The organism is Haladaptatus sp., from assembly GCF_049589095.1.
Classification (GTDB): Archaea; Halobacteriota; Halobacteria; order Halobacteriales; family Haladaptataceae; genus Haladaptatus.
The window spans coordinates 1-19,516 of record NZ_JBAWAC010000006.1; the positions used below are offsets into that span (position 1 = coordinate 1).

General features: G+C 61.7%; 19 protein-coding genes and 1 tRNA gene. 11 read left to right on the forward strand and 9 right to left on the reverse strand.

The genetic code is table 11. The features are described 5' to 3' along the window. Positions 1-83 precede the first annotated feature (83 nt). Positions 84-1,046, reverse strand: a complete 963-nt coding sequence (locus WBV42_RS00175) for a diacylglycerol/lipid kinase family protein (RefSeq protein WP_423984251.1) — start codon at positions 1,044-1,046, stop codon at positions 84-86. 54 nt (positions 1,047-1,100) lie between these two features. On the opposite strand from WBV42_RS00175, the gene WBV42_RS00180 reads away from it, so the two are divergent. After that, on the forward strand, positions 1,101-1,817 hold the full coding sequence (locus WBV42_RS00180; protein WP_423984252.1) for a CehA/McbA family metallohydrolase: 717 nt from the start codon (positions 1,101-1,103) through the stop codon (positions 1,815-1,817). 7 nt (positions 1,818-1,824) lie between these two features. Here WBV42_RS00180 and WBV42_RS00185 read toward each other — a convergent pair whose 3' ends face one another. Both WBV42_RS00185 and WBV42_RS00190 read right to left on the reverse strand, forming a co-directional pair. Then, on the reverse strand, positions 1,825-3,129 hold the full coding sequence (locus WBV42_RS00185; RefSeq protein WP_423984253.1) for an arginine deiminase family protein: 1,305 nt from the start codon (positions 3,127-3,129) through the stop codon (positions 1,825-1,827). A 295-nt stretch (positions 3,130-3,424) separates the two neighbouring features. After that, positions 3,425-3,838, reverse strand: a complete 414-nt coding sequence (locus WBV42_RS00190) for an Lrp/AsnC family transcriptional regulator (protein WP_066141181.1) — start codon at positions 3,836-3,838, stop codon at positions 3,425-3,427. A 102-nt stretch (positions 3,839-3,940) separates the two neighbouring features. Between WBV42_RS00190 and carA the strand changes: the two genes are divergently transcribed. Further along, the gene (gene carA / locus WBV42_RS00195; RefSeq protein ID WP_423984254.1) at positions 3,941-5,011 is read left to right on the forward strand and encodes a glutamine-hydrolyzing carbamoyl-phosphate synthase small subunit; all 1,071 of its coding nucleotides are present in this window, start codon (positions 3,941-3,943) and stop codon (positions 5,009-5,011) included. Positions 5,012-5,075: 64 nt separating this feature from the next. On the opposite strand, the gene WBV42_RS00200 is transcribed toward carA, so the two are convergent. Beyond that, positions 5,076-5,804, reverse strand: coding sequence for an SDR family oxidoreductase (locus tag WBV42_RS00200; protein ID WP_423984255.1), 729 nt, complete (start codon positions 5,802-5,804; stop codon positions 5,076-5,078). Between the two features lie 232 nt (positions 5,805-6,036). Between WBV42_RS00200 and WBV42_RS00205 the strand changes: the two genes are divergently transcribed. The 3 genes from WBV42_RS00205 to WBV42_RS00215 all read left to right on the forward strand — a co-directional run bounded on the left by WBV42_RS00205 (position 6,037) and on the right by WBV42_RS00215 (position 8,963). Next, positions 6,037-6,306, forward strand: a complete 270-nt coding sequence (locus WBV42_RS00205) for a hypothetical protein (protein ID WP_423984256.1) — start codon at positions 6,037-6,039, stop codon at positions 6,304-6,306. Between the two features lie 145 nt (positions 6,307-6,451). Further along, positions 6,452-7,585 (forward strand): hypothetical protein, encoded by a 1,134-nt coding sequence (locus tag WBV42_RS00210; RefSeq protein ID WP_423984257.1) that lies wholly within the window; start codon positions 6,452-6,454, stop codon positions 7,583-7,585. Positions 7,586-7,823: 238 nt separating this feature from the next. Then, positions 7,824-8,963 (forward strand): hypothetical protein, encoded by a 1,140-nt coding sequence (locus WBV42_RS00215; protein ID WP_423984258.1) that lies wholly within the window; start codon positions 7,824-7,826, stop codon positions 8,961-8,963. Between the two features lie 15 nt (positions 8,964-8,978). Here the strand turns inward: WBV42_RS00215 and carB are convergent, their stop codons facing one another. Further along, the gene (carB, locus tag WBV42_RS00220) at positions 8,979-12,113 is read right to left on the reverse strand and encodes a carbamoyl-phosphate synthase large subunit (protein ID WP_423984259.1); all 3,135 of its coding nucleotides are present in this window, start codon (positions 12,111-12,113) and stop codon (positions 8,979-8,981) included. 208 nt (positions 12,114-12,321) lie between these two features. Continuing rightward, positions 12,322-12,690, reverse strand: coding sequence for a hypothetical protein (locus tag WBV42_RS00225; RefSeq protein ID WP_423984260.1), 369 nt, complete (start codon positions 12,688-12,690; stop codon positions 12,322-12,324). A 43-nt stretch (positions 12,691-12,733) separates the two neighbouring features. Here WBV42_RS00225 and WBV42_RS00230 point away from each other — a divergent pair, with 43 nt between their 5' ends. Continuing rightward, positions 12,734-13,279: an FxsA family protein gene (locus WBV42_RS00230; protein ID WP_423984261.1), complete on the forward strand. Its 546-nt coding sequence runs from the start codon at positions 12,734-12,736 to the stop codon at positions 13,277-13,279. A gap of 37 nt (positions 13,280-13,316) precedes the next feature. Beyond that, positions 13,317-13,390 (forward strand) — tRNA-Ile (locus tag WBV42_RS00235). Positions 13,391-14,124: 734 nt separating this feature from the next. Here the strand turns inward: WBV42_RS00235 and WBV42_RS00240 are convergent. After that, entirely contained in the window at positions 14,125-14,652 is a 528-nt protein-coding gene (locus WBV42_RS00240; RefSeq protein WP_423984262.1) for a hypothetical protein, read from the reverse strand. A gap of 52 nt (positions 14,653-14,704) precedes the next feature. Beyond that, positions 14,705-15,112 carry an SHOCT domain-containing protein gene (locus WBV42_RS00245; RefSeq protein ID WP_423984263.1) on the reverse strand — a complete coding sequence of 136 codons (408 nt, stop codon included), beginning with the start codon at positions 15,110-15,112 and terminating at the stop codon, positions 14,705-14,707. Positions 15,113-15,194: 82 nt separating this feature from the next. On the opposite strand from WBV42_RS00245, the gene WBV42_RS00250 reads away from it, so the two are divergent. Further along, positions 15,195-16,514, forward strand: a complete 1,320-nt coding sequence (locus tag WBV42_RS00250) for a cytochrome P450 (protein WP_423984264.1) — start codon at positions 15,195-15,197, stop codon at positions 16,512-16,514. Between the two features lie 52 nt (positions 16,515-16,566). Here the strand turns inward: WBV42_RS00250 and WBV42_RS00255 are convergent, their stop codons facing one another. After that, entirely contained in the window at positions 16,567-17,940 is a 1,374-nt protein-coding gene (locus WBV42_RS00255; protein WP_423984265.1) for a DUF7490 domain-containing protein, read from the reverse strand. Between the two features lie 106 nt (positions 17,941-18,046). Here WBV42_RS00255 and WBV42_RS00260 point away from each other — a divergent pair, with 106 nt between their 5' ends. From WBV42_RS00260 to WBV42_RS00270, 3 genes are all read left to right on the forward strand, one after another. Further along, a complete protein-coding gene (locus WBV42_RS00260; RefSeq protein ID WP_423984266.1) occupies positions 18,047-18,259 on the forward strand; it encodes a hypothetical protein in 213 nt (70 codons plus the stop codon). Positions 18,260-18,336: 77 nt separating this feature from the next. Further along, the gene (locus WBV42_RS00265; protein WP_423984267.1) at positions 18,337-18,855 is read left to right on the forward strand and encodes a peptidylprolyl isomerase; all 519 of its coding nucleotides are present in this window, start codon (positions 18,337-18,339) and stop codon (positions 18,853-18,855) included. Positions 18,856-18,988: 133 nt separating this feature from the next. Next, positions 18,989-19,516 (forward strand): DUF255 domain-containing protein (locus WBV42_RS00270; protein WP_423984268.1); only part of this gene is annotated, 528 nt, incomplete at its 3' end.

Consider the following 19,516-nt stretch of genomic DNA (forward strand, 5'->3'; position numbering starts at 1 on the left):
ACTCGGTCGCCTACGTCGTCCGGTTCCCATATTAGGACAGATTGGGCGATACCGAACAGGGTTCTATACTCTCGATTCAACTCTCATCGTCGCTTCTCCGGATATCGCTCGTACTCATCACCGACGGGAATTTCGAGGACGTTTTCACGAACGTCGAGCGTCAGTTCGTCCCACTCGCCCATCTCGCCGTCCAAGCTGAATTCGACGGGCGAATCCCCTTCGATTTCGATGTTCAGCGTCGGCGTCTTGAGGTGGGTGACGTTCTCGGTTTCGGCCCCGAACAGGCGTTGCATCGTGGCTTCCTGCAGGAGGTTCGCGGTGGGAACGTTTTCGACGATGGTCACGTCGAGCAGGCCGTCCTCCATGTTCGCCTGCGTGCGCCCCTTCGTCGGAAACCGTCGGCCGTTGCCGACGAGGACGAAGACGGCGTCGCCCGACCACGAAACGTCGCCCTCGTCGGAGGCCTCGATGGAGAGCGGCAACCCCTCGTAGTCGGTCATCAACTGGAGGGTGTTCACGACGTAGGCCAGCACGCCGAGGCGCTCTTTCTGCTCGGGATCGGTCTCGTGGCTCGCATCGGCCGTCAACCCGCCGACACAGGAGTTGACGAAGGGGCGACCGTTCGCCGTGCCGAGGTCGATCCGCCTGCGCTCGCCCGAATCGAGCACGTCAAAGGCGTGGGAGATGCCCCGGACGCCGATGTTTCCGGCGAAGTTGTTGCCCGTCCCGGCCGGGACCACGCCGAACGTCACCGAGTCCAGCGCGTCCGCTTCGTCCAACCCTAGGATGACTTCGTGGAGGGTTCCGTCACCCCCCGAAGCAGCGACCAGCGACGCGCCGCTTTCGGCGGCCTTTCGTGCGAATTCGACGGCATCGCCCTCACCCTGCGTTTCGAGGACGGTGTAGTCGTGTTCGGTGGCGAGGCTCCGGACCTGTTCGCGGTGGGTCCCGTCGCCGCTGATCGGGTTCGAGATCACGACGCGCTCGTACTCGATTCCGTCCTCGGTCGCCGCGAGGTCATCCACGGCGTCCCCGTCGGCTTTCATGACGAGGAAAACCGGCGGAAAAACCAAAGACCTATCGGCTGCATATCTACGGACGTGTTTGCCATCGACCTACACGCCCACACGCGATTTTTCCACGGCCACGAACGGGCCGCCGCGCTCTTCGACCCGGTTGGCGTCAGACTGCTCGAACTGGGAGCTCGCTACCGGGGGTTGGACGGCGTCGCATTGACGAATCACGATTACTACCATTCGTTCTCCGGGCAACTCGTGCAAACGATTCCGGGTATCGAGGTGTCCTCGACGAAAGGCCACATCCTCGTGGTCGGTCCCGACCCACCGACGCGCACCTCCCCGGGGACGCTCACGCCGAAGGAGGTGGTCGAGTTGGCCCACGAACGCGGCTGTGCTGCCATCGTCGCCCATCCCTACCGGAACAGCACGGTGCGCGAGGTGGACGCGGAGTTCGACGCCATCGAGGTCAACGGCAAACATCCGCGAACCGAGCAGTGGGCGCGGGACTTGGCGGAACAGTACGACCTGCCGCTCGTCGGCGGAAGCGACGCCCACTATCCCATCGAAGTCGGACGGGCCTACACGCTGGTCGATGCCGACACGCTCACGCCCGAGAACGTCGTCGCCGCGATTCGTGACGGCCGAGTGAAACCGGAAGTTCGGCGCGGGACGTTGGACAAACTCGTCCGCCGCGGCTATCGGAAGGTCCACCAACAGAAGGAAAACCTCCATCGCCCGAAGGAGGAAACGCCGGGTATCGGGGAGCCGCCGAAAAGCGAGACGAACGGGGACGATTGAACGATAACTACGCGCGCCGGAGTGGTGTCGTGACGCAGTGGACACCGCCGTATCCCGCCCGGAGGTGTTCCAGCGGAATTCCGATGCCGTCCGGAACGATGTCGAGTCCTTCCGCGCGCATCGTCTCGATGAGTTCGTTGCGTGCCGGGTCGTACTCGCCGTCCTCGTCGGGGTAGTGTATCGGGAGTATCTTCCCGGCGTCGAGCGTGAGGAAGTTCGTCCCGACGGCGCGCTCGTCGAACGGCACGTCGATGATGCGGTAGCCCTTCTCGGAGAGGTACTCCCTGAAACCGATGGTTCGGAGGTGTTCGTAGCCCGTTCCCGTCCGACCGTACACCTCCACGTCGGTGCTGTCCACGAGGTGTTTTCGAGCGACGGCAACACCCTCGTCGGCGATGTTGAACCACGTATCGAGGTGCATCACCTCCATGTCCGTCTCCGCCGTCTCGCCGCCGTTCGTCTTCCGGGCCTGTTCCTCGGCGTCCGCAGTCCGCGGCGCGTGGACGAGTCCGACTTCGTCGTAGGACATCACGTCGGCTTCCAGCAGCGTCCGACCCGCGCCGCGCGTCGTCCGAATCGGAATCTCGGTTTCGCCCTCGAACGCCGAGATACCGAGCAGTGCGAACTCGCCCGCCGGAATGAAATCGCCACCCTCCAACGTCTGGTCCGTGGGTTGGAAGAATTCCACGAGACCGTTGTGGGGCCGCGGCGAACCGCCGATCGCTTCCCAACCCTTGACCGCGATTCCCGTCTCCGCGTCCCGCGTCTCGTTCCGGAACGATCCGATGACGGGACCGTCGTCCGTGACGATCTGCTGGTCACGCTGGAAGTAGAGGTTCGAGAGCGGTTGTCGGAAGCGAATGCTCGTCGTGTCGAACCGACCGACGCTGAACTCGTGGTCGCCGGTCTTCCCCGACCCGTTTCGGTGGCGGTACAGCGTCGCGTTGCTCCCGACGAGTTGCAGTTTTTCGTATGGGGGGAGCGAGAGCAACTCGTTCCACATCGAGTCCCGCGTCGCAGTCCGTCTGTCTCGGGGTAAATCGCTACAGTCGATACGGACGCGCGATGCGAGCAGGGCGTCGAGGGTCGTCTCCTCCGCGAGGTCGTCACAGAGATGGTGGACGGTGACGCCGTTCGCTTCGAGGATTTCGACCAGTCGTTCGTGTTCCCGCTGTGCGTTGGCGACGGAGGACTGACTGCGAAACAGGTTCGGCACCGGATCGACCGCGCCGACGAACGTTTCACACCCCGGTTTGTGTACCCGGACGGCGCGGAGTCGATCGAACTCCGCTTCGCTTCGATAATCGTACATGCTGACGTTCGAATAGACGCACGACAAATAACTGCATAAATATAGTGCAAAGGCGAGATTAGATTGCCATACGTGCTATTTTGGACAAATATATGAATCGTTTAGGCAGAGATAGACGCGTAAACAGCCCGAAAAGTCAACGTTCCAAACCTCACGGTCGGCATCCGAACCCGAACGAACGGATTTCATCCCGATTTCGTTATACGACTTGGGACACTGCCGCTTACCCAAGTCGCTCGTCCAAAATCACTCTTCAACTCATCTCGGGTGCAACTTGGACTCGGCCGAGATGGCCTCATCCAAGTCGCTCGTCCAAGATGAGTCGAGTCTTCGTGCTCACGACTTCCTCCAACTCTCGCGCGCGAGTGATGAGTTGGTTCACGCCCTGCGTGTCGGAGGCGTCGACGATGAGGACGATGTCGTCCTCGCCGCTGACCTGCCAGACGAAATCGACCTGTTCCCACTCCGCGAACGTATCGGATATCGCTGTCGTGTCAACCGCGACATCGACGCCGATCTCTATCATAGCTTTCACGTTTCCCGTGTGAGTGGTAACGGTGAATCGTTCGATAACGCCGTCCTCGGTCATGCGTTCGACGCGATTTCGAACGGTTCCCTCGGATGTGCCGACGCTCTCGGCGATCTCCGTGTACGGCGTCCGGGCGTCTCGCCGGAGAAGATTCAATATCTGTCGGTCGAGTGCGTCCATGGAGATTTGCAGGTAGTGTCGCCCGCTACTTGATGATTACGAATTTCGTAAGAATGCTTCGAAAGCAAGGTTTATAGTGCCGTGTTGCATATGAATCTCGTAATGCCGGGTGCCTACGTCGCGCTGGAGGGTGGCCATGTGGTGGAAGCCCGTGGTCGCTCCCCAGGTACGGCTTGTGGTGAACTGGTCTTTACAACAGCATACACGGGTTACGAGGAAAGCCTCACCGACCCGTCCTACGAGGAACAGGTCCTCACGTTCTCGTACCCCCTCATCGGGAATTACGGCGTCCGAGAGGAGCGCTTCGAGAGCGACCGAGTCCACCCGCGTGCGGTCGTCGCGCGCGAACTCACCGAGGACGTCGCGGAGTGGCTCGAAGCCGAGGGCGTCCCCGCGGTGGACCACCTCGACACCCGCGACCTCGTCGGCGGGATTCGGGAAGAGGGCGCGATGAAGTGCGGAATCGCGGTCGGCGAGAACGCCACGCCTGACGACGCGCTCGCGGAACTCGCGCGCTGTCCGGGCATGAGCGACCACCACGACATCGGCGCGCAGGTCAGCGTCTCCGAACCCGAGGTTCACCTCGGAGATGGCGACGAGGACGGCCAAACCGTCGCGCTCGTGGACTGTGGCGCGAAGGGAAGCATCATCGACGCGCTGGTCGAACGCGGCGCGGACGTTCACGTCCTCCCGCACGACGCCACGCCCGAGGACGTCGAAGCCCTCGACGCCGACATCCTCTTCGTTTCGAACGGACCGGGCGATCCTGCGAACTTCGAAGCGACCCAGGAACTGGTCGATACCTTCGCCGGGGAACTCCCGCTCGCGGGCATCTGTCTCGGACAGCAGATCATCGCCCGCGCGCTCGGTGGAACCACCTCGAAGATGGACTTCGGTCACCGCGGCGTCAACCAGCCCGTTCGTGACCTCGAATCGGGACAGGTCGTCATGACCACGCAGAATCACGGCTACACGGTCGCCGACCCAGGTAACCTCGAAGTCACGCAGATCAACGTCAACGACGACACCCCAGAAGGTCTGGAAAACGACGAACTCGACGTCATTACGCGTCAGTACCACCCCGAAGCGAACCCAGGCCCGAACGACACCCTCGGATTCTTCGACGACGTCCTCGCGATGGCACCCCGACGGCGACTCGTCACTGCTGACTGATCCGACCCCGTTTTGACGACGCTGACCGCCGAGGACTGGCGGTCGGCGAACTCCCGCGTACCGCTTACTCCTCGATTTCTATTTCGTGTTCGCCGGGCACTTGCCAGTCTATCTCGACGACTCCCCGAGCGGTGCCGCGCTGACCCTCCAGACTCACGACTTCGAACGTCCGGTTCTCGGCGTCCGAAGTGAACAGCGCGGCGATCATCAATCGGGCGACGTCCTCGCGCGGGATGCTCCCCGAGACGCTTTCGCCGCCTTCACCGACCAGCACGTTGCCGGTTGCGGGTGCGTTCGTCAGGCCGCCGGGGCGGATGATGGTGTAGGAGAGACCCGACGTGCGGAGCACCGATTCGGCGTGGTTCTTCTGGTTGAGAACGTGCCAGAGCGGGAGTCGAAGCGCGGCGGGCACCCCCTCGCGGGAATCACCGACGCCGATGGAACTCTCGAAGACGAAACCCTCGACGCCCGCTGCGACGGCCGCGTAGACGAGGTTCTCGACACCGGCACCGTCCACGAGGTCACCGCCGAGAAGCGCGTCGAGGCTCGGGGACGACCCGACCGCACAGAGGACGGCGTCGCAGTCCGCGACGGCACGGGAGGCGTCCGCCGGGTCGAGGAGGTCACCGACGATGACCTCGTCCGCGCCTTCCTCCGACAGCTCCCGTTCCTTGTTCGGCGAGCGCGTCATGGCTCTGACCTGTACGTCAACGCTGCGTAGCTGCCGGAGGAGTTCGCGCCCCGTGTCACCGCTCGCACCAGCAACCAGCAGGCGCTCGATTTCGTTCGACATCTTACGTGAATTCGTGCAGGAAGCTCAAAGGGTTCCCGGCCAACAGTGTCACAACCGAGGGCGAAGATACCGCCCTCGTGGACGCTCATCGTTCGGCCCGTCGATACGAGGGATTCCGGTGGTGGACGGTGGATTCCGGTAGCGCCGTCACCGCTCGGTCGGCCAGGTACTGAGTTCCGTAGTGTTTACCAGAAATAGAATGAAATAATATGAATCGATTCCTGATACAGGTATGCCATCGCGATCAACCACCGATCACCACATCACCGACATCGACTTTCTCGCCGCGATTTTCGGTGTGATAATCGGGGTCCTCGCGGGGTACGCCAGCGAACACGGATTCCGGAGCGTGGCCATCGCGGGCGGTGTGCTCTTCATCGGTCTCTCGCTCGGTGTTGGTGTCAACGGCACGATGCCGGGCGTCCACCGAAAACGCCGCCGGGAACCGTGGTACGCGTTGGCCGCGTTCCTGATGGGTGGAGCGCTCGGAACGCTTCCCTGATTTTCGTCAGTTCTCTTAGCAACGGCATTGGACTCTCGAAAACAACCACACAAACCAATAACATTACCTTTCTGCCACTACTTGTTAATTTCACTCACTTTCTAGTTAATTATTTATGGCTCTATTTTGATTTCTATCTTGGACCATGAAAGAAAGCCCAAGCGGAGACGGAAGCGACAACCGAACGAACAGACGAACCATCCTCAAAACCGGTGCGCTCGGGGTCACGAGCCTCGTCGCGGGTACCGGTCTTGTCAGTGCGGAACTGAACGAGAAGCAACCGCGGGGAAGTGCGGTTCACACGGCGAAAGCATCGGGTGGAGCGACGATTTCCGACGAACAGCGACGGCAGGTCAGGAGACGTGCGGTCCGCGATTTCGAGCGGAAAAACGGGCGTTCCCCGGATGCAATCCCCGCCAGCGACCTGCAATCCGACGACGGTGACGTGGTCGCATACGCATACGCGCTCGATGCGAACGGCGTCGGCCGGGCGTACACCGGCATCGCTGGCGAGGACACGAACGAACCCGAGACGCAGTCCGGACGGGCCGAGGCGCTCATTCACGACCGGTTCGGCGGCCGGGTCGCTGAACTCTCATCAGCCGTCACGGCGTCCGAACAAGCGACGACGATGTCCGGTGGTCCCGTGACGGGGACGAACAACATGCAACAGATCTATTCGCACAAACTCGAAAACGCGATAGATCCGTACGGCGTCGCCGGAGCAACGTCGTATTGGTACCAGGACACCCTCGACAGCACCGACGGGGACATTCACTCGTTCAGCTCACCCGTCGGATTCGAACCGGGCACCTCGGCATTCGGGAGCGACTGGGAGAACGACTGGGGACGCGTGTTTCACCAGTGGGACGAGACTGAGATGGGCAACGTGGACGTCGATTATGGTCAGTGGCAACCGTACGGCACCCAAGGAGGTTCGTCGTCCAGAAGCTACTCGCTTAGCGTCAGCGTCGGCTGGATGACGGCGTCGGTTACGGCTGGCCTTAGCTGGTCGTACACACAACCGGATGTCGAAGTCATCGACGAGTCCTCGTCGTACCACAATTACAACCAGTGGCAGTTGAAGGTCAACGGCGGGGACGACGTGAGTCAGAACTTCGTCGGGTTCCAGCCGTCGAGTGCCGCCTCGATGGACCACTACGATAGCTCGATGGGAGAGAAAACCATCTGCATCAACAAGGTGAAAGGCCAGTTCGTTAACGACGGCTCGGAGCACTGGCTCGCCCACACGTCCACGTTCTACAAAGAACCCGCGTAGGCTCGAACGCGTCAGCGGACCGATTCCGAGCGTGTACGAAGACGCCGCCGTAAACCGTGGCTCACGCCCGTCTCGTCTTCAGCAAGTGGTGCGATCGGAACGCTCGTGCGACTTCACGTTCCGGTTCGCTCCCGAAACACGTCTTCGGACACCAAACTATTTCCGGTGAGTGAAATATTAAATTTATTCAATTTATAGTTAGTCATTTGTACCTTCGTTATTGCCATGTATTCGTGGCATGGAAGAAAAAGAATACTCCGGCGGAAGCAACGGACGAACGAACAGACGAACGATTCTCAAAACCGGCGCGCTCGGGATGACGAGTCTCGTTACGGGCACCGGCTTTGCCAGTGCAGAACTGAACCAGAAGCAGGCACAGGGAAGCGCGGTGTACACCGCGAAGGCGCCCGGTGGAGCCGCGGTGTCGGACGAGCAACGACGAGCGGTTCGTCGGCGAGCCGCCGACGATTTCGCGGAAAAGAACGGTCGTGCTCCCGCGGTCATCCCTGCGAGCGAGCAGGAGACGAGTTCGGGCGGAGTCGTGGCGTACGCCTACGGCTTCGATGCAGACGGCGTCGGGCACTCCTACGTCGGCGTTGCCGCCGAAGATCTGACGGAACCGCAGGCGGAGTCGGGCCGCTCGGAAGCCCTGATTCACGACCAACTCGACAGTCACGTCGCGGACATCTCCTCGACAATCAAAGCGTCCGAGCAGGCTACCACGATGTCCGGTGGAACCGTGTCCAGCACGGACAACATGCAACAGATGTTCTCGCAGAAACTCGAATACGCCGACGACCCGTACGGGACGGTCGGTGCCACGTTCTACGTGTTCATGGACACGCTCGGGAGCAGCGAGGGCGACGTGTTCGCGCTCCACTCCCCGGCCGGGTTCGAGCCGGGAATCTCCGCGTACGGGAGCGATTACAAGAACGAGTGGGGGAGAGTGTATCACAAATGGAATCAGAGCGAGATGGGCAACACCGACGTGGACTACGGCCAGTGGAACCCGTATGGAACGCAGGGCGGGTCGTCCTCGACCAGTTACTCGCTCAGCGTGAGCGTCGGCTGGATGACCGCGTCGGTCACGGCTGGCCTTAGCTGGTCGTACTCCCAACCGAACGTCGAAGTCGTGGACGAGTCCTCGCCGACCAACGAGTACAACCGGTGGCAGTTGAAGCTTAACTCCGCGTGGGACGACGACACCCGCGAGAACTTCATCGGCTTCCAGCCGTCGAGTGCAGCGTCGATGAACCACTACGAGGACTCGATGGGGCGACGAACCCTCTCCGGAAACGAGGTGAAAGCGAACTTCTCGAACGGCAGCGATAACTACGACCTCTCCTCGAAGAACGAGTTCTACCTGAACTCCAGTTAAAGAGAATCGGTCCCGTCAGCGACCCCACTCGCGCGCGACTTTCGGCCTGTCGCCGACCGACTGCACGCAGAGGTCTTCGTCACGGGCGGCGAGCGCTTCGAGTGCCGCCTTCGCGCTGGCGACGGTCGTGAAGTACGGGATGTCCTCCTCGACGGCCGTCTCCAGTGCGGCGCGGTCGTCGCTCACGAGGAGGTCCACTTTTCCGGTGCGAATCGCGTCGTTGACGTCCTCGAACTCGCCGAGTTCGTAGTAGTCGTCGAAGCCGTCGAGGTCGAAGTCGATGACTGCAACGCCATCTTTCGGAAGCGTATTCGAGGCGGCGGATTGGGCCTTCTCGTATGCCTTGCCGAACGAATCCGCGGTGCCCATCACTTCGCCCGTCGATTTCATCTCCGGGCCGAGGCGGGGGTCGGACCCCGAGAGGCGGTCGAACGGGAGGACGACCTCCTTCACGCTCGTCTGCTCGGGGATTTGCTCCGTCACGTCGAGTTCGGCCAACGTCTTCCCGGCCATCACCTTCGCCGCGAGTTTTGCGATCGGAACGCCCGTCGCCTTCGAGACGAACGGGACCGTCCGCGAGGAGCGCGGGTTGGCTTCGAGGACGTAGACGGTATCGTCTTGGACGGCCAGTTGCACGTTCATCAACCCGACCGTGTCGAGGGCGCGAGCGATGTCCTCCGTCACTTCGCGCACGCGGCCCAACGTCTCCTCGGAGAGCGAACGCGTCGGAATCAGGCAGGCGGAGTCGCCCGAGTGGACGCCCGCGCTCTCGACATGTTCCATGATACCACCGATGACGATGTCTTCGCCGTCCGAGACGGCGTCCACGTCCAGTTCCACCGCGTCGGCGAGGAATTCGTCCACGAGGATCGGCTTGTCGGGCGAGACGCGAACCGCCTCCTCGATGTACTCCGTGAGTTCCTCGTCGTCGTACACGATGTCCATCGCGCGGCCACCGAGGACGTAGGACGGGCGCACGAGGACTGGGTAACCGATGTCGTGTGCGAGTTCGAGGGCTTCCTCCTCGCTCGTCGCGCTTCCGCCGGTCGGCTGTTCGATTCCCAGGTCGTCCATCAGGCGGTTGAAGCGGTCGCGGTCCTCCGCGAGGTCCATCGCGTCCACCGTGGTCCCGAGAACCGTACAGTCGAGACCTCTGCGCTCGATCTCCTCGGCCAGCGGGTGACCGATATCGACCGAAGTCTGGCCACCGAACTGCACCATCACGCCGTCGGCGTCCGTCGCCTCGATGACGTCGGCGACCTCCTCGGCGGTGATGGGTTCGAAGAACAACCCATCAGAAGTGTCGTAGTCGGTCGAGACGGTTTCGGGGTTGTTGTTCACGACGTGCGCTTCGATGCCCATCTCGCGGAGCGCGCGAACCGCGTGCACCGAACAGTAGTCGAACTCCACGCCCTGCCCGATACGAATCGGGCCGCCACCGACGACGACGACGTTCTCGACGTCCGGATCGACTTGCAGTTCGTCGTTCCCGAACACGTTCGTCTCGCGGGCCGAGCGCGCGGAGTAGTAGTACGGCGTCGATGCTGCGAACTCGCCCGCGCAGGTATCGACCTGCTTGAACGAGCGTTCCGGAGCACTCGTCTCGACCGAACCGACGTCCGCACCGGCCATCGACGCAACTTCCTGGTTCGTGAACCCTTTCTCCGCGGCAGGGGCGAACTCGCCGTCCTGTGCGGCTTCGACGGCCTCGGCGATGCGGGCGTAGCGCTCGACGTACCACGACTCGATGCCGGTCAGGTCGGCGACCTGTTCGGCCGTGTAGCCGCGTTCGAACGCCTCGAACATGGCGTACGGGCGGTCAGGGGAGGGTCTTTCGAGATAGTAGGATTCGAGTTCGTCGTCGCCGACTTCGTCCCACTCCGCGTCGGGTTCGTACTCCGAACTGCGGAGCGCCTTGAGGAGGCTCTCCTCGAACGTCCGACCGATGGCCATCGCCTCGCCCGTGGACTTCATCGCCGTGCTGAGTTCGAAGTCCACGTCGTCGAACTTGTCCTTGGGCCAGCGCGGCACCTTCGTCACCACGTAGTCGATGGCGGGTTCGAACGCCGCAGTCGTCTCGCCCGTGATCTCGTTCTCGATCTCGTGCAGGCGTTTGCCGAGCGCGACCTTCGCCGTCACGCGGGCGATGGGATATCCCGTCGCCTTGGACGCGAGCGCCGAAGAGCGCGAGACGCGCGGGTTCACTTCGACGACGCGGTACTCGCCGCCGGGCGTGCCGTCGTCGTGCCACGCGAACTGGATGTTACACCCGCCCTGAATCCCCAGGTCGCGGATGACTTCGAGGGCCGCGTCGCGCATCTCCTGATGACCCTCGTCGGGAATGACCTGCGAGGGCGTGACGACGGTGGATTCGCCCGTGTGAATCCCCATCGGGTCCAGGTTCTCCATGTTGCAGATGATGATACACGAGTCGTCCGCGTCGCGCATCACCTCGTACTCCAGTTCGACCCAACCCGCGATGGATTCCGTGATGAGCACCTCGCTGTTGCGCGAGAGGCGCAGTCCCTTGCGCACGCGCTCTTTCAGTTCGTCCATCTCGTGGACGACGCCGGACCCGGACCCGCCGAGGGTGTAGGTCGTGCGCGAGATGACGGGGAGTCCGCCGACGGTCTCGACGGCGTCCTCGACGCGCTGGCCGAGGGCCTCCTCGTCCAACTCGGCGACAGTCTCGCCCTCGTCGAGCGTGATGGTCGTCGAGTACGGCATGGGTTGGCCGAGTTCCTGCATCCGCTGACGGAAGAGGTCGCGGTCCTCCGTCGCGTAGATGGTTTCCAGCGGCGTTCCCATGATCTCCACGTCGTACTCTTCGAGGATGCCCTCCTCGCTGAGTTCCGCGGTGACGTTCAGTCCCGTCTGTCCTCCGAGTCCGGCGATGACCCCGTCAGGGCGCTCCTTCCGGATGATTTCGGCGATGGCTTCGGTGGTGATGGGTTCGATGTACACCTCGTCGGCCATCTCCGGGTCGGTCATGATGGTCGCCGGGTTGGAGTTCACGAGAACGACTCGCGCCCCCTCTTCCTGTAGTGCACGGCAGGCCTGCGCGCCGGAGTAGTCGAACTCCGCAGCCTGTCCTATCTGGATGGGTCCGCTTCCGATGAGCAAAATCGTCCTGTTCTCGGTGTCACTCATGGCTGTTACCCGTGTGAAGTTCGTACATCGTAATAAGCCCCACGAATCATTACGAGGTACGAAACTTGATTTCGAATTTCGGAAGAGAAAACGGAGGATTGGAGTTATTGGATAGCTTGGCAGTTGTTAGTGGCCGGAAGACGAAGGAACGGCTGTAGAAATGAACGAAGACAGTAGGAACGGTTCTATCCCTTCGTGAACATCGTACTCAAAGAACGGGGCAGAGCGGGAGATTCTGGTAATCGATGAGGAAGAATATGGGCGGCAGGCCAACCAACTGCTTGCGGGCCGGGTGCGAGGCGCACCCGGCCCGCCGCTGTCCTGGCGGGTCCCGGGCGAGCGAGGGATAGTGCGAGTGGGCGCGTGCGTCCACGAGCGACTGACCGAGTGAGGGCGGGGTATTTCCTAAGTCGTTGTCGAATTCGTAGCCGTTGCTGTCGTTGCTATCGTTGCTGTCGTCACGGAAATCGTCATCGTGGCTGTAACTGCGGTCGTTACTGAAACGCCCTTGCGTCGTCTCACGCCGCACGCGGACGCGGAAAACGAGAATGACGCGTTTCGCTCTCCGAGCACACATCAGCAGGTAAAGGGTTTTACAGCCTGAACCACTACGTCGAATCATGTGGAAACGGATGCTGGCGCTGTTGCTGTTGATTCCGTTACTCGACGGGCTGTTTCTCGTCTTCGTCGCCACCCAGATTGGCTGGCAGATAACCGTCCTGCTCGTCGTACTGACCGCCCTGCTCGGAATGTTGCTGGTTCGTGCCGAAGGGAGACACACCATCAGAAAGATCCAATCCGACCTCGCGAGCGGGGATATTCCCACGAATCGGATCATCGACGGCGGATTCCTGCTCGTCGCGGGTGCCTTCCTGCTCACGCCCGGCCTCATCACCGACACGCTCGGGTTCCTGTTCGCGCTCCCGCCGACGCGTGCGGTGTTCCGCACCGTGGCGAAGAAGTGGGTCATCACGCCCTACATCGACAAGCAGACCGGCGGGTTCGCCTCGGGCAACGTCTACACCTTCGGCTTCCCTGACGGTGGCAGCGTGAGCGGCAGCGGCACGGCCGGTTCGAGTGGTCAGGACGGTGATACGTACCGGGTGGATTCGGACTCCTACGATATCGGTTTCGATGACGACGCGGAGGAGAAAGGAAACCCTTAAAAATCTCACCGGGCAATGAGTAAATGCGCCCAACAGAGGGCCAATAGCTCAGTTAGGTTGAGCGCTCGGCTGATAACCGGGAGGTCCGCGGTTCAAATCCGCGTTGGCCCATCCCACTTTCACTCGGTCTTTGACCGATCGAAAACGGGGGCGTAACCTCCCCAGCCAACTAATCTTACGGGAATCACCTTCTACAGCGACCCGCTTCTCGTGTGGAGTTGGACTTGTCGCAAGAGATATGACATCAATTCGACCAAAGTGAATGGACAGTTCTTGGACTTCTTTATATATGATCATGGGGTCAGTTACCCGATGAAACTAGTTTTTCAGGTGTCGTGTGCAAAATGCCCCGCGTATCTGCTACTTCACGCTCTTGTCCGATCACACAGCCGTCGTTTCGCCTACGAGTTCGGTTTCTTTCCCACTCTGACGACTGGACACCCAAGTGCTCAGGGTCACTGACACCCCGGTCAAGAGGCCGATTCTCGTCCCGAGTTCCTTCCCGCCGACGACACGCGCAGCGGCTGTCGCGACGATGAATGCGATGAGGCCGCTCAGAAGGCTCTTTTTCAGGGTTATGTGGCCACTACATCAGGCAGATAAAAGGTTCCATCGGTTGAAAATTGGGCGAATAACCCGTGAGCCGTACTCGTGGTTGCTAGAGGGACGACGAGCCTTCGAGATGTACTCCTCCGTATTCGGTACGCCGTTCCGATCCCGGTCTGTGGGTTTCGACGAGGCTGCTGTCCGATAGCACTAGGGTTTGACGGTGGTCTGCCAGTCCCCGTCAGTTTCCCCGTTTCACGACTTCCGGTCGGTCGAACCCTGGAAAACGGTCATGGCGTTCACACCTCGTGCCCGTCCGTTCCCTCCGTTGTGTACCTATTCGGTGGGAACTCCACATCGCACTCCTTGAACGCGATTGTCGGTTTTTGGTTCCCGACGTAGATGATAACCGGGCGACTGCCACTGGAGTTGTACGGGTCCCCTGCACATCCCTCCGCGGTCAGCGTCGTTTCGCGTGATTTCCCGCCGGTAATTTCGGCGTCGATGCGATACGATTGCCCGTGTTCGAGCGTCTCGGAGAACCACAGGAGATGCCCGCTTGGAACTTCGTATTTCGCATCGACCAGCGGCGTTGGATCCGATTTCCGAGAGACGGCAACGTGGACTTTCCGTGTTTTCGAACTGCTGTTCGCCAGTGCGAGGCCTTCGGTTCCGGTGTCGGTCGTGATTCGCGTCGTGGTTCGAGTGGTCGATTCGTTTGTAGTCGGTTCCCCGTTCTCCCCCGCGGAGTTCAGGGAACCGAGACAACCGGACAGTCCGCTCGACAGGAGAGCACTCCCGCAGACCAGTAGACGGCGTCGTCTCATCGGGTAGAAAAAACGCGAACGACAGCATAAGCTTTCAGTTCGGTAACCGATGTTACTCGAACTCCCGTTCCCGCTCTCGCCGCGCCTCCACGTCCGCTACCGTCTCGTTCTCCAACAGCAGATCTACCCGCCGTTCGAACTCCTCTTCGTCGATCTCCCCGCGGGCGTACCTATCCCGAAGCGTATCGAGGGCGTCCTGTCGGTTGTCGTTTCGTTTCTCCGCTCGGTCGGTTTGGCGGTCGTCTTGCCGTTGGTGGTCTCGTTTTCGTCGTGCCCGTTGGCGCTCCGAAAACGACTGCGAGAGTATTGTCAGAAGCGGGAGAACGACGGCGAATCCGAATACGAACACCATCCAGAACCAACTGTAGCCGAGAAACAGCGCGAGCAACCCGGCTCCGAGGACCCCAATCGCAACGAGAGGTGGAATTTGGTCGACGAGAGAGATATGCCCATCACTCATGTCACCATCTTTACCACGGTTCATAAAAACTCTGTCACTCGTTAGGGAGCAGGCTCTTACGGAATGCAACCCAATCCCTTGCATGGCAAACCGCGTGCCATCGGGACCGGAGGGGGTACCGTTTTTGGGGTCGAGTCTCCAGTACGCAGACGACCCGTTGGGGTTCATGGAGCGCGTCGCACGCGAGTACGGCGACGTGGCCCGAATCGACGTGTACGGAACGGAGGTGTACCAGGTGGCCGACCCGGAGGCCATTCGGCGCGTCCTCGTGACGAACGCCGAGAACTACCGCAAGCCGACGTTGGGCGGGGACGAGGGACTGGGAGGGTTGCTCGGAGACGGTCTACTGACGAGCGACGGCGAGCACTGGCGACGCCAGCGCACGGTCATGCAACCGTCGTTCTACGGCGAGAAACTGAACGAGTACGGCGATATCATAGTCCGCGATACGACCGAGTTGGCCGACTCGTTCACCGACGGGGAGCACACGGACATCCACGCCGAGATGTCCCAGCTAACACTCAGAATTGTCGTCGAGAGCCTGCTCGGTTCGCGGATCGACGGGATGGAGCGGGCCATCCGGGAGGCCCTCATCGAAGTCGGCGAACGGTTCCGACCCGGTCCGGCAGGGTTCGTCCCGGAGGAAGTGCCGACGCCGCGAAACGTGCGCTACCGCCGCGCCGTGGACAGGTTGGATCGAATCCTCCGCGAGATTCAACGACAGCACGACTACTCGGGCGACGAGAACGACCTGCTCGGAACGTTGCTCGGCGAGCACGAAGAGGGGAACCTCACCGACGAGAGCGTTCGCAACGAGATGATGACGTTGTTGCTCGCGGGTCACGACACGACCGCTTTGACGCTGACGTACGCGTGGTACCTTCTCGCGAAGCATCCCGACGTACGGCGGGAGTTCCACGACGAACTCGATGCAGTGGTCGACGGAACGCCGACCGTCGCCGACCTCACAGATCTCGACTACCTCGACGAAATCGTGACGGAGACGTTGCGTCTCTACCCGCCCGCCTACGTCGTCTACCGGCAGGCGGACGAGGCGGACGACCTCGCCGGGTTTCACGTCCCCGCCGACACCGTCGTTTCGACCCCGCAGTGGGTCGTTCACCACGACGAGCGCTTCTTCGATGACCCGTGGGAGTTCCGCCCGGAGCGCTGGACGGACGACTTCCGCCGCGAACTCCCACAGTTCGCGTACTTCCCGTTCGGCGGTGGCCCGCGCAAATGCATCGGCGACGGCTTCGCCATGCGCGAGGCGAAACTCGTGTTGGCGACGCTCGGCAAACGATTCGAGTTCGACCTCGTCTCCGACACGCCGCTGGCGCTCGTTCCGCTCGTCACCTTGCACCCCGAAAATCCGGTCGAGGTGACCGTGAAGGCTCGCTAACGCGCCCGTTCCGTCGTTCCGTTTTACCGTTCCGTTTCGCCGTGTCGCGTTCTCAATCCATCGACCGGACGGTGAACGAGATACCGATACCGGCCGCCAGCAGGACGACGAGGTTGAACGCCGCGTTGAACAGCGGTCGGTACCGGTCCGCGACGAACGTCCGAATCACGTCGAGGGCGCTCATGTAGAACTGGAACAGGGCTACGGCCGCGAGAAGGACGAGGACGACGAGCGCTCCCTGAGACAGGTACTTCCGTGGATTCGAGTCACGGGACGGCTTCGTTCGTCCGGCCTTTTCCGGCGTCTCGTGGCGGGTGTGACGGTCCCCTTGCCCGTGTTGCTCGTCACCCATGTTCGTCTGCTCGCTTTCCTCTCGATTCGATTCGGATTCCGACCGCTCGGGGGTCGTCATTGATTCGGTTTCAGTCATGGTTGTCCGTTTCGCCGCACGAGTTGTCCCGCCCCGAGAAGGGCGACGATACCGGCGAGGACGGTGAAACCGGGTTGGCCGCCGTCGTTCACCGTTCTGGTCGTCCGTTCCGATTTCCCCCTGTCGCCCTCTTGGAAGTCCGAAACGGACAGTTCGACGTCCGTCTGCGTCTCGTTCACCGAGAGCCGCTTCGACGGGTCGAGGTTCGCGGCGCTCCGCGCGGAACCGACGACGACGCCATCCTTCCAGAGAATCGCGTCGAGATAGTAGTTGTAGCCGTCCGGGACGGTCACGGTCGCGGACGGGTCCGCGGTTCGTCCCGACGGGAATGGAGACACGGTCGGCGACGATGTTGGAATCCGCTTGTCGCGCGACGAAGACGATACGGACGTTCTCCGATGCGTCGTCGCCGCGGTTCGTCAGATACGTGGAGACGTTGAGCGACGCCGTATCGTCGTGAACGTCAGCGATGGAGTAGTCGATCGGTGGGAGTCCGCTCGTGTCGCCGTTCCAGTGGAAACCGACGGCCGTCCGCTCGTAGGCCGGTTCGAGCGCATCGACGCCTCGGACCTCCTTACCGCCCTCTGCGATTCGTTCCCCGTTCTCGAAAACCACGGTTTCGATCCGGTAACCGCCGCGACGTTCGACCGAGAGGTTTTGCGTGACGCTCGTTTCCCGTTCCCCGTCGATGGTCGGAACTCGCGTTCGCGTCGTCGCCTCGACCAACCCGGAATCGAGATGAATCGCCCGGACGAGGACGGAGACGGAGACGTTTTCCGCCGACCCACCCCTGTGGTCGAGTCGGGTCTCGATACGTAACGTCGTCGTTCCACCGGAAACGTGGCCGGGCGCGATGGCGACGTCCTCGATTCGAAGACGACTCGGGGGGTCGTCCGTGGACGCCGTCGCAATCGCACCGGGAAGAACGGCGAGCGTGAGCAGGCCCGCCACGGCGACGACTGCGATGGCGACCGCCAATATTCGTTCTCGGTTCATGTCCGATTCGTGTAACGTCCCGGCAAATACTTTGTGATCTGTTATGTGTTGTGTTTGTCAGCTCAAAACCGTACGATTCAGGCAGGTGGAGCACGAAGCCCCCTTCATGAGCACGAACAACGCCGGCGGGAAGATCCGCTTCGGCTTGATGATGGCCCTCGGCATCATCGTTCCGGGACTGATAAAGTACGTTCTGACCCAGAACGGCTACAGCATGCTCGGAACCGTGATTTTCTTCACGCTGTACCTGACGGCCGCCATCTTCATCTGGTTCGTCTGGATACGTCCGCTGGAACTGACCGGGTCTAGCGAGGCGTAACGGCATCCGTCTTTCTCCCGTTCGGACACCGCTGGTGGATAGAACACCTTTTTTCCTTGGAGGCCGACAGTACGGATATGGCAGACGACCTAACGGCCACGCTTCACACGAATCACGGCGACATCGAAGTCGAGTTGTTTGACGAGCGCGCACCCAAGACGGTGGCGAACTTCGTCGGACTGGCGACGGGTGACCGCGAGTGGACCGACCCACAGTCGGGCGACCGAAAGACCGACGAACCGCTCTACGACGACGTGCTCTTCCACCGCGTCATCGAGGGCTTCATGATTCAGGGCGGCGACCCGACGGGAACGGGCCGCGGCGGTCCCGGCTATCAGTTCGACGACGAGTTCCACCCGGAACTCACCCACGACAGCGAGGGCGTCCTCTCGATGGCCAACTCCGGCCCGAACACCAACGGGTCGCAGTTCTTCATCACGCTCGACGCCACGCCGCACCTCAACAACCGCCACGCCGTGTTCGGTGAGGTCGTAGACGGCATGGACATCGTCAAGGAAATCGGCTCCGTCGATACGAACCCGCAGGACAAGCCGCTCGACGACGTCGTCCTCGAATCCGTCGAGATTCACGACTGAGCGAACTCGTTAACGATCCGACTTTTTTCGCGCGTCGTGTTGCTCGAACTGGCTGATTGTTCCCGCCGCATGACCCGATTCATCGGCACGCGAATTCCGAAACCACTTCCCACGTTCGACCCAAAGTCAGGCCATGGATCAGTCTGCGGAACGGACGAAAATCGAGTGGCGCGAGTGGGGTGACGCGGCGTTCGAGGAGGCACAGGACGCCGACAAACCCATCCTTCTCTCGCTGTCCGCTCGGTGGTGCTCGTGGTGCCACGAGATGGACGACACGACCTACGCGGTGCCGACGCTGGCGGCGAACGTCAACGACTCGTTCGTCCCGGTCCGGGCCGACATCGACCGCCACCCCCGTGTCAGGGAACGGTACAACATGGGCGGGTTCCCGACGACGGTGTTTCTGACGCCCGAAGGCGAACACCTGACCGGCGCGACGTTCCTCGACGCGAACACTATGCGCCAAGTGGTCGGGCAGGTGCGCGACCTCTGGGAGCACAAGGGCCGGGAAGCCTCGCAAATACCGCGCAACATCCGCGACCAGAGTCCACCGTCCGGCGAGGTCACCGACGAAATCGAGCGTCTGATGGTCGGGCAAATCGAGGACCAGTTCGACCCGACCAACGGCGGGTGGGGCGACGACGCGAAGTTCCCGCTCCCG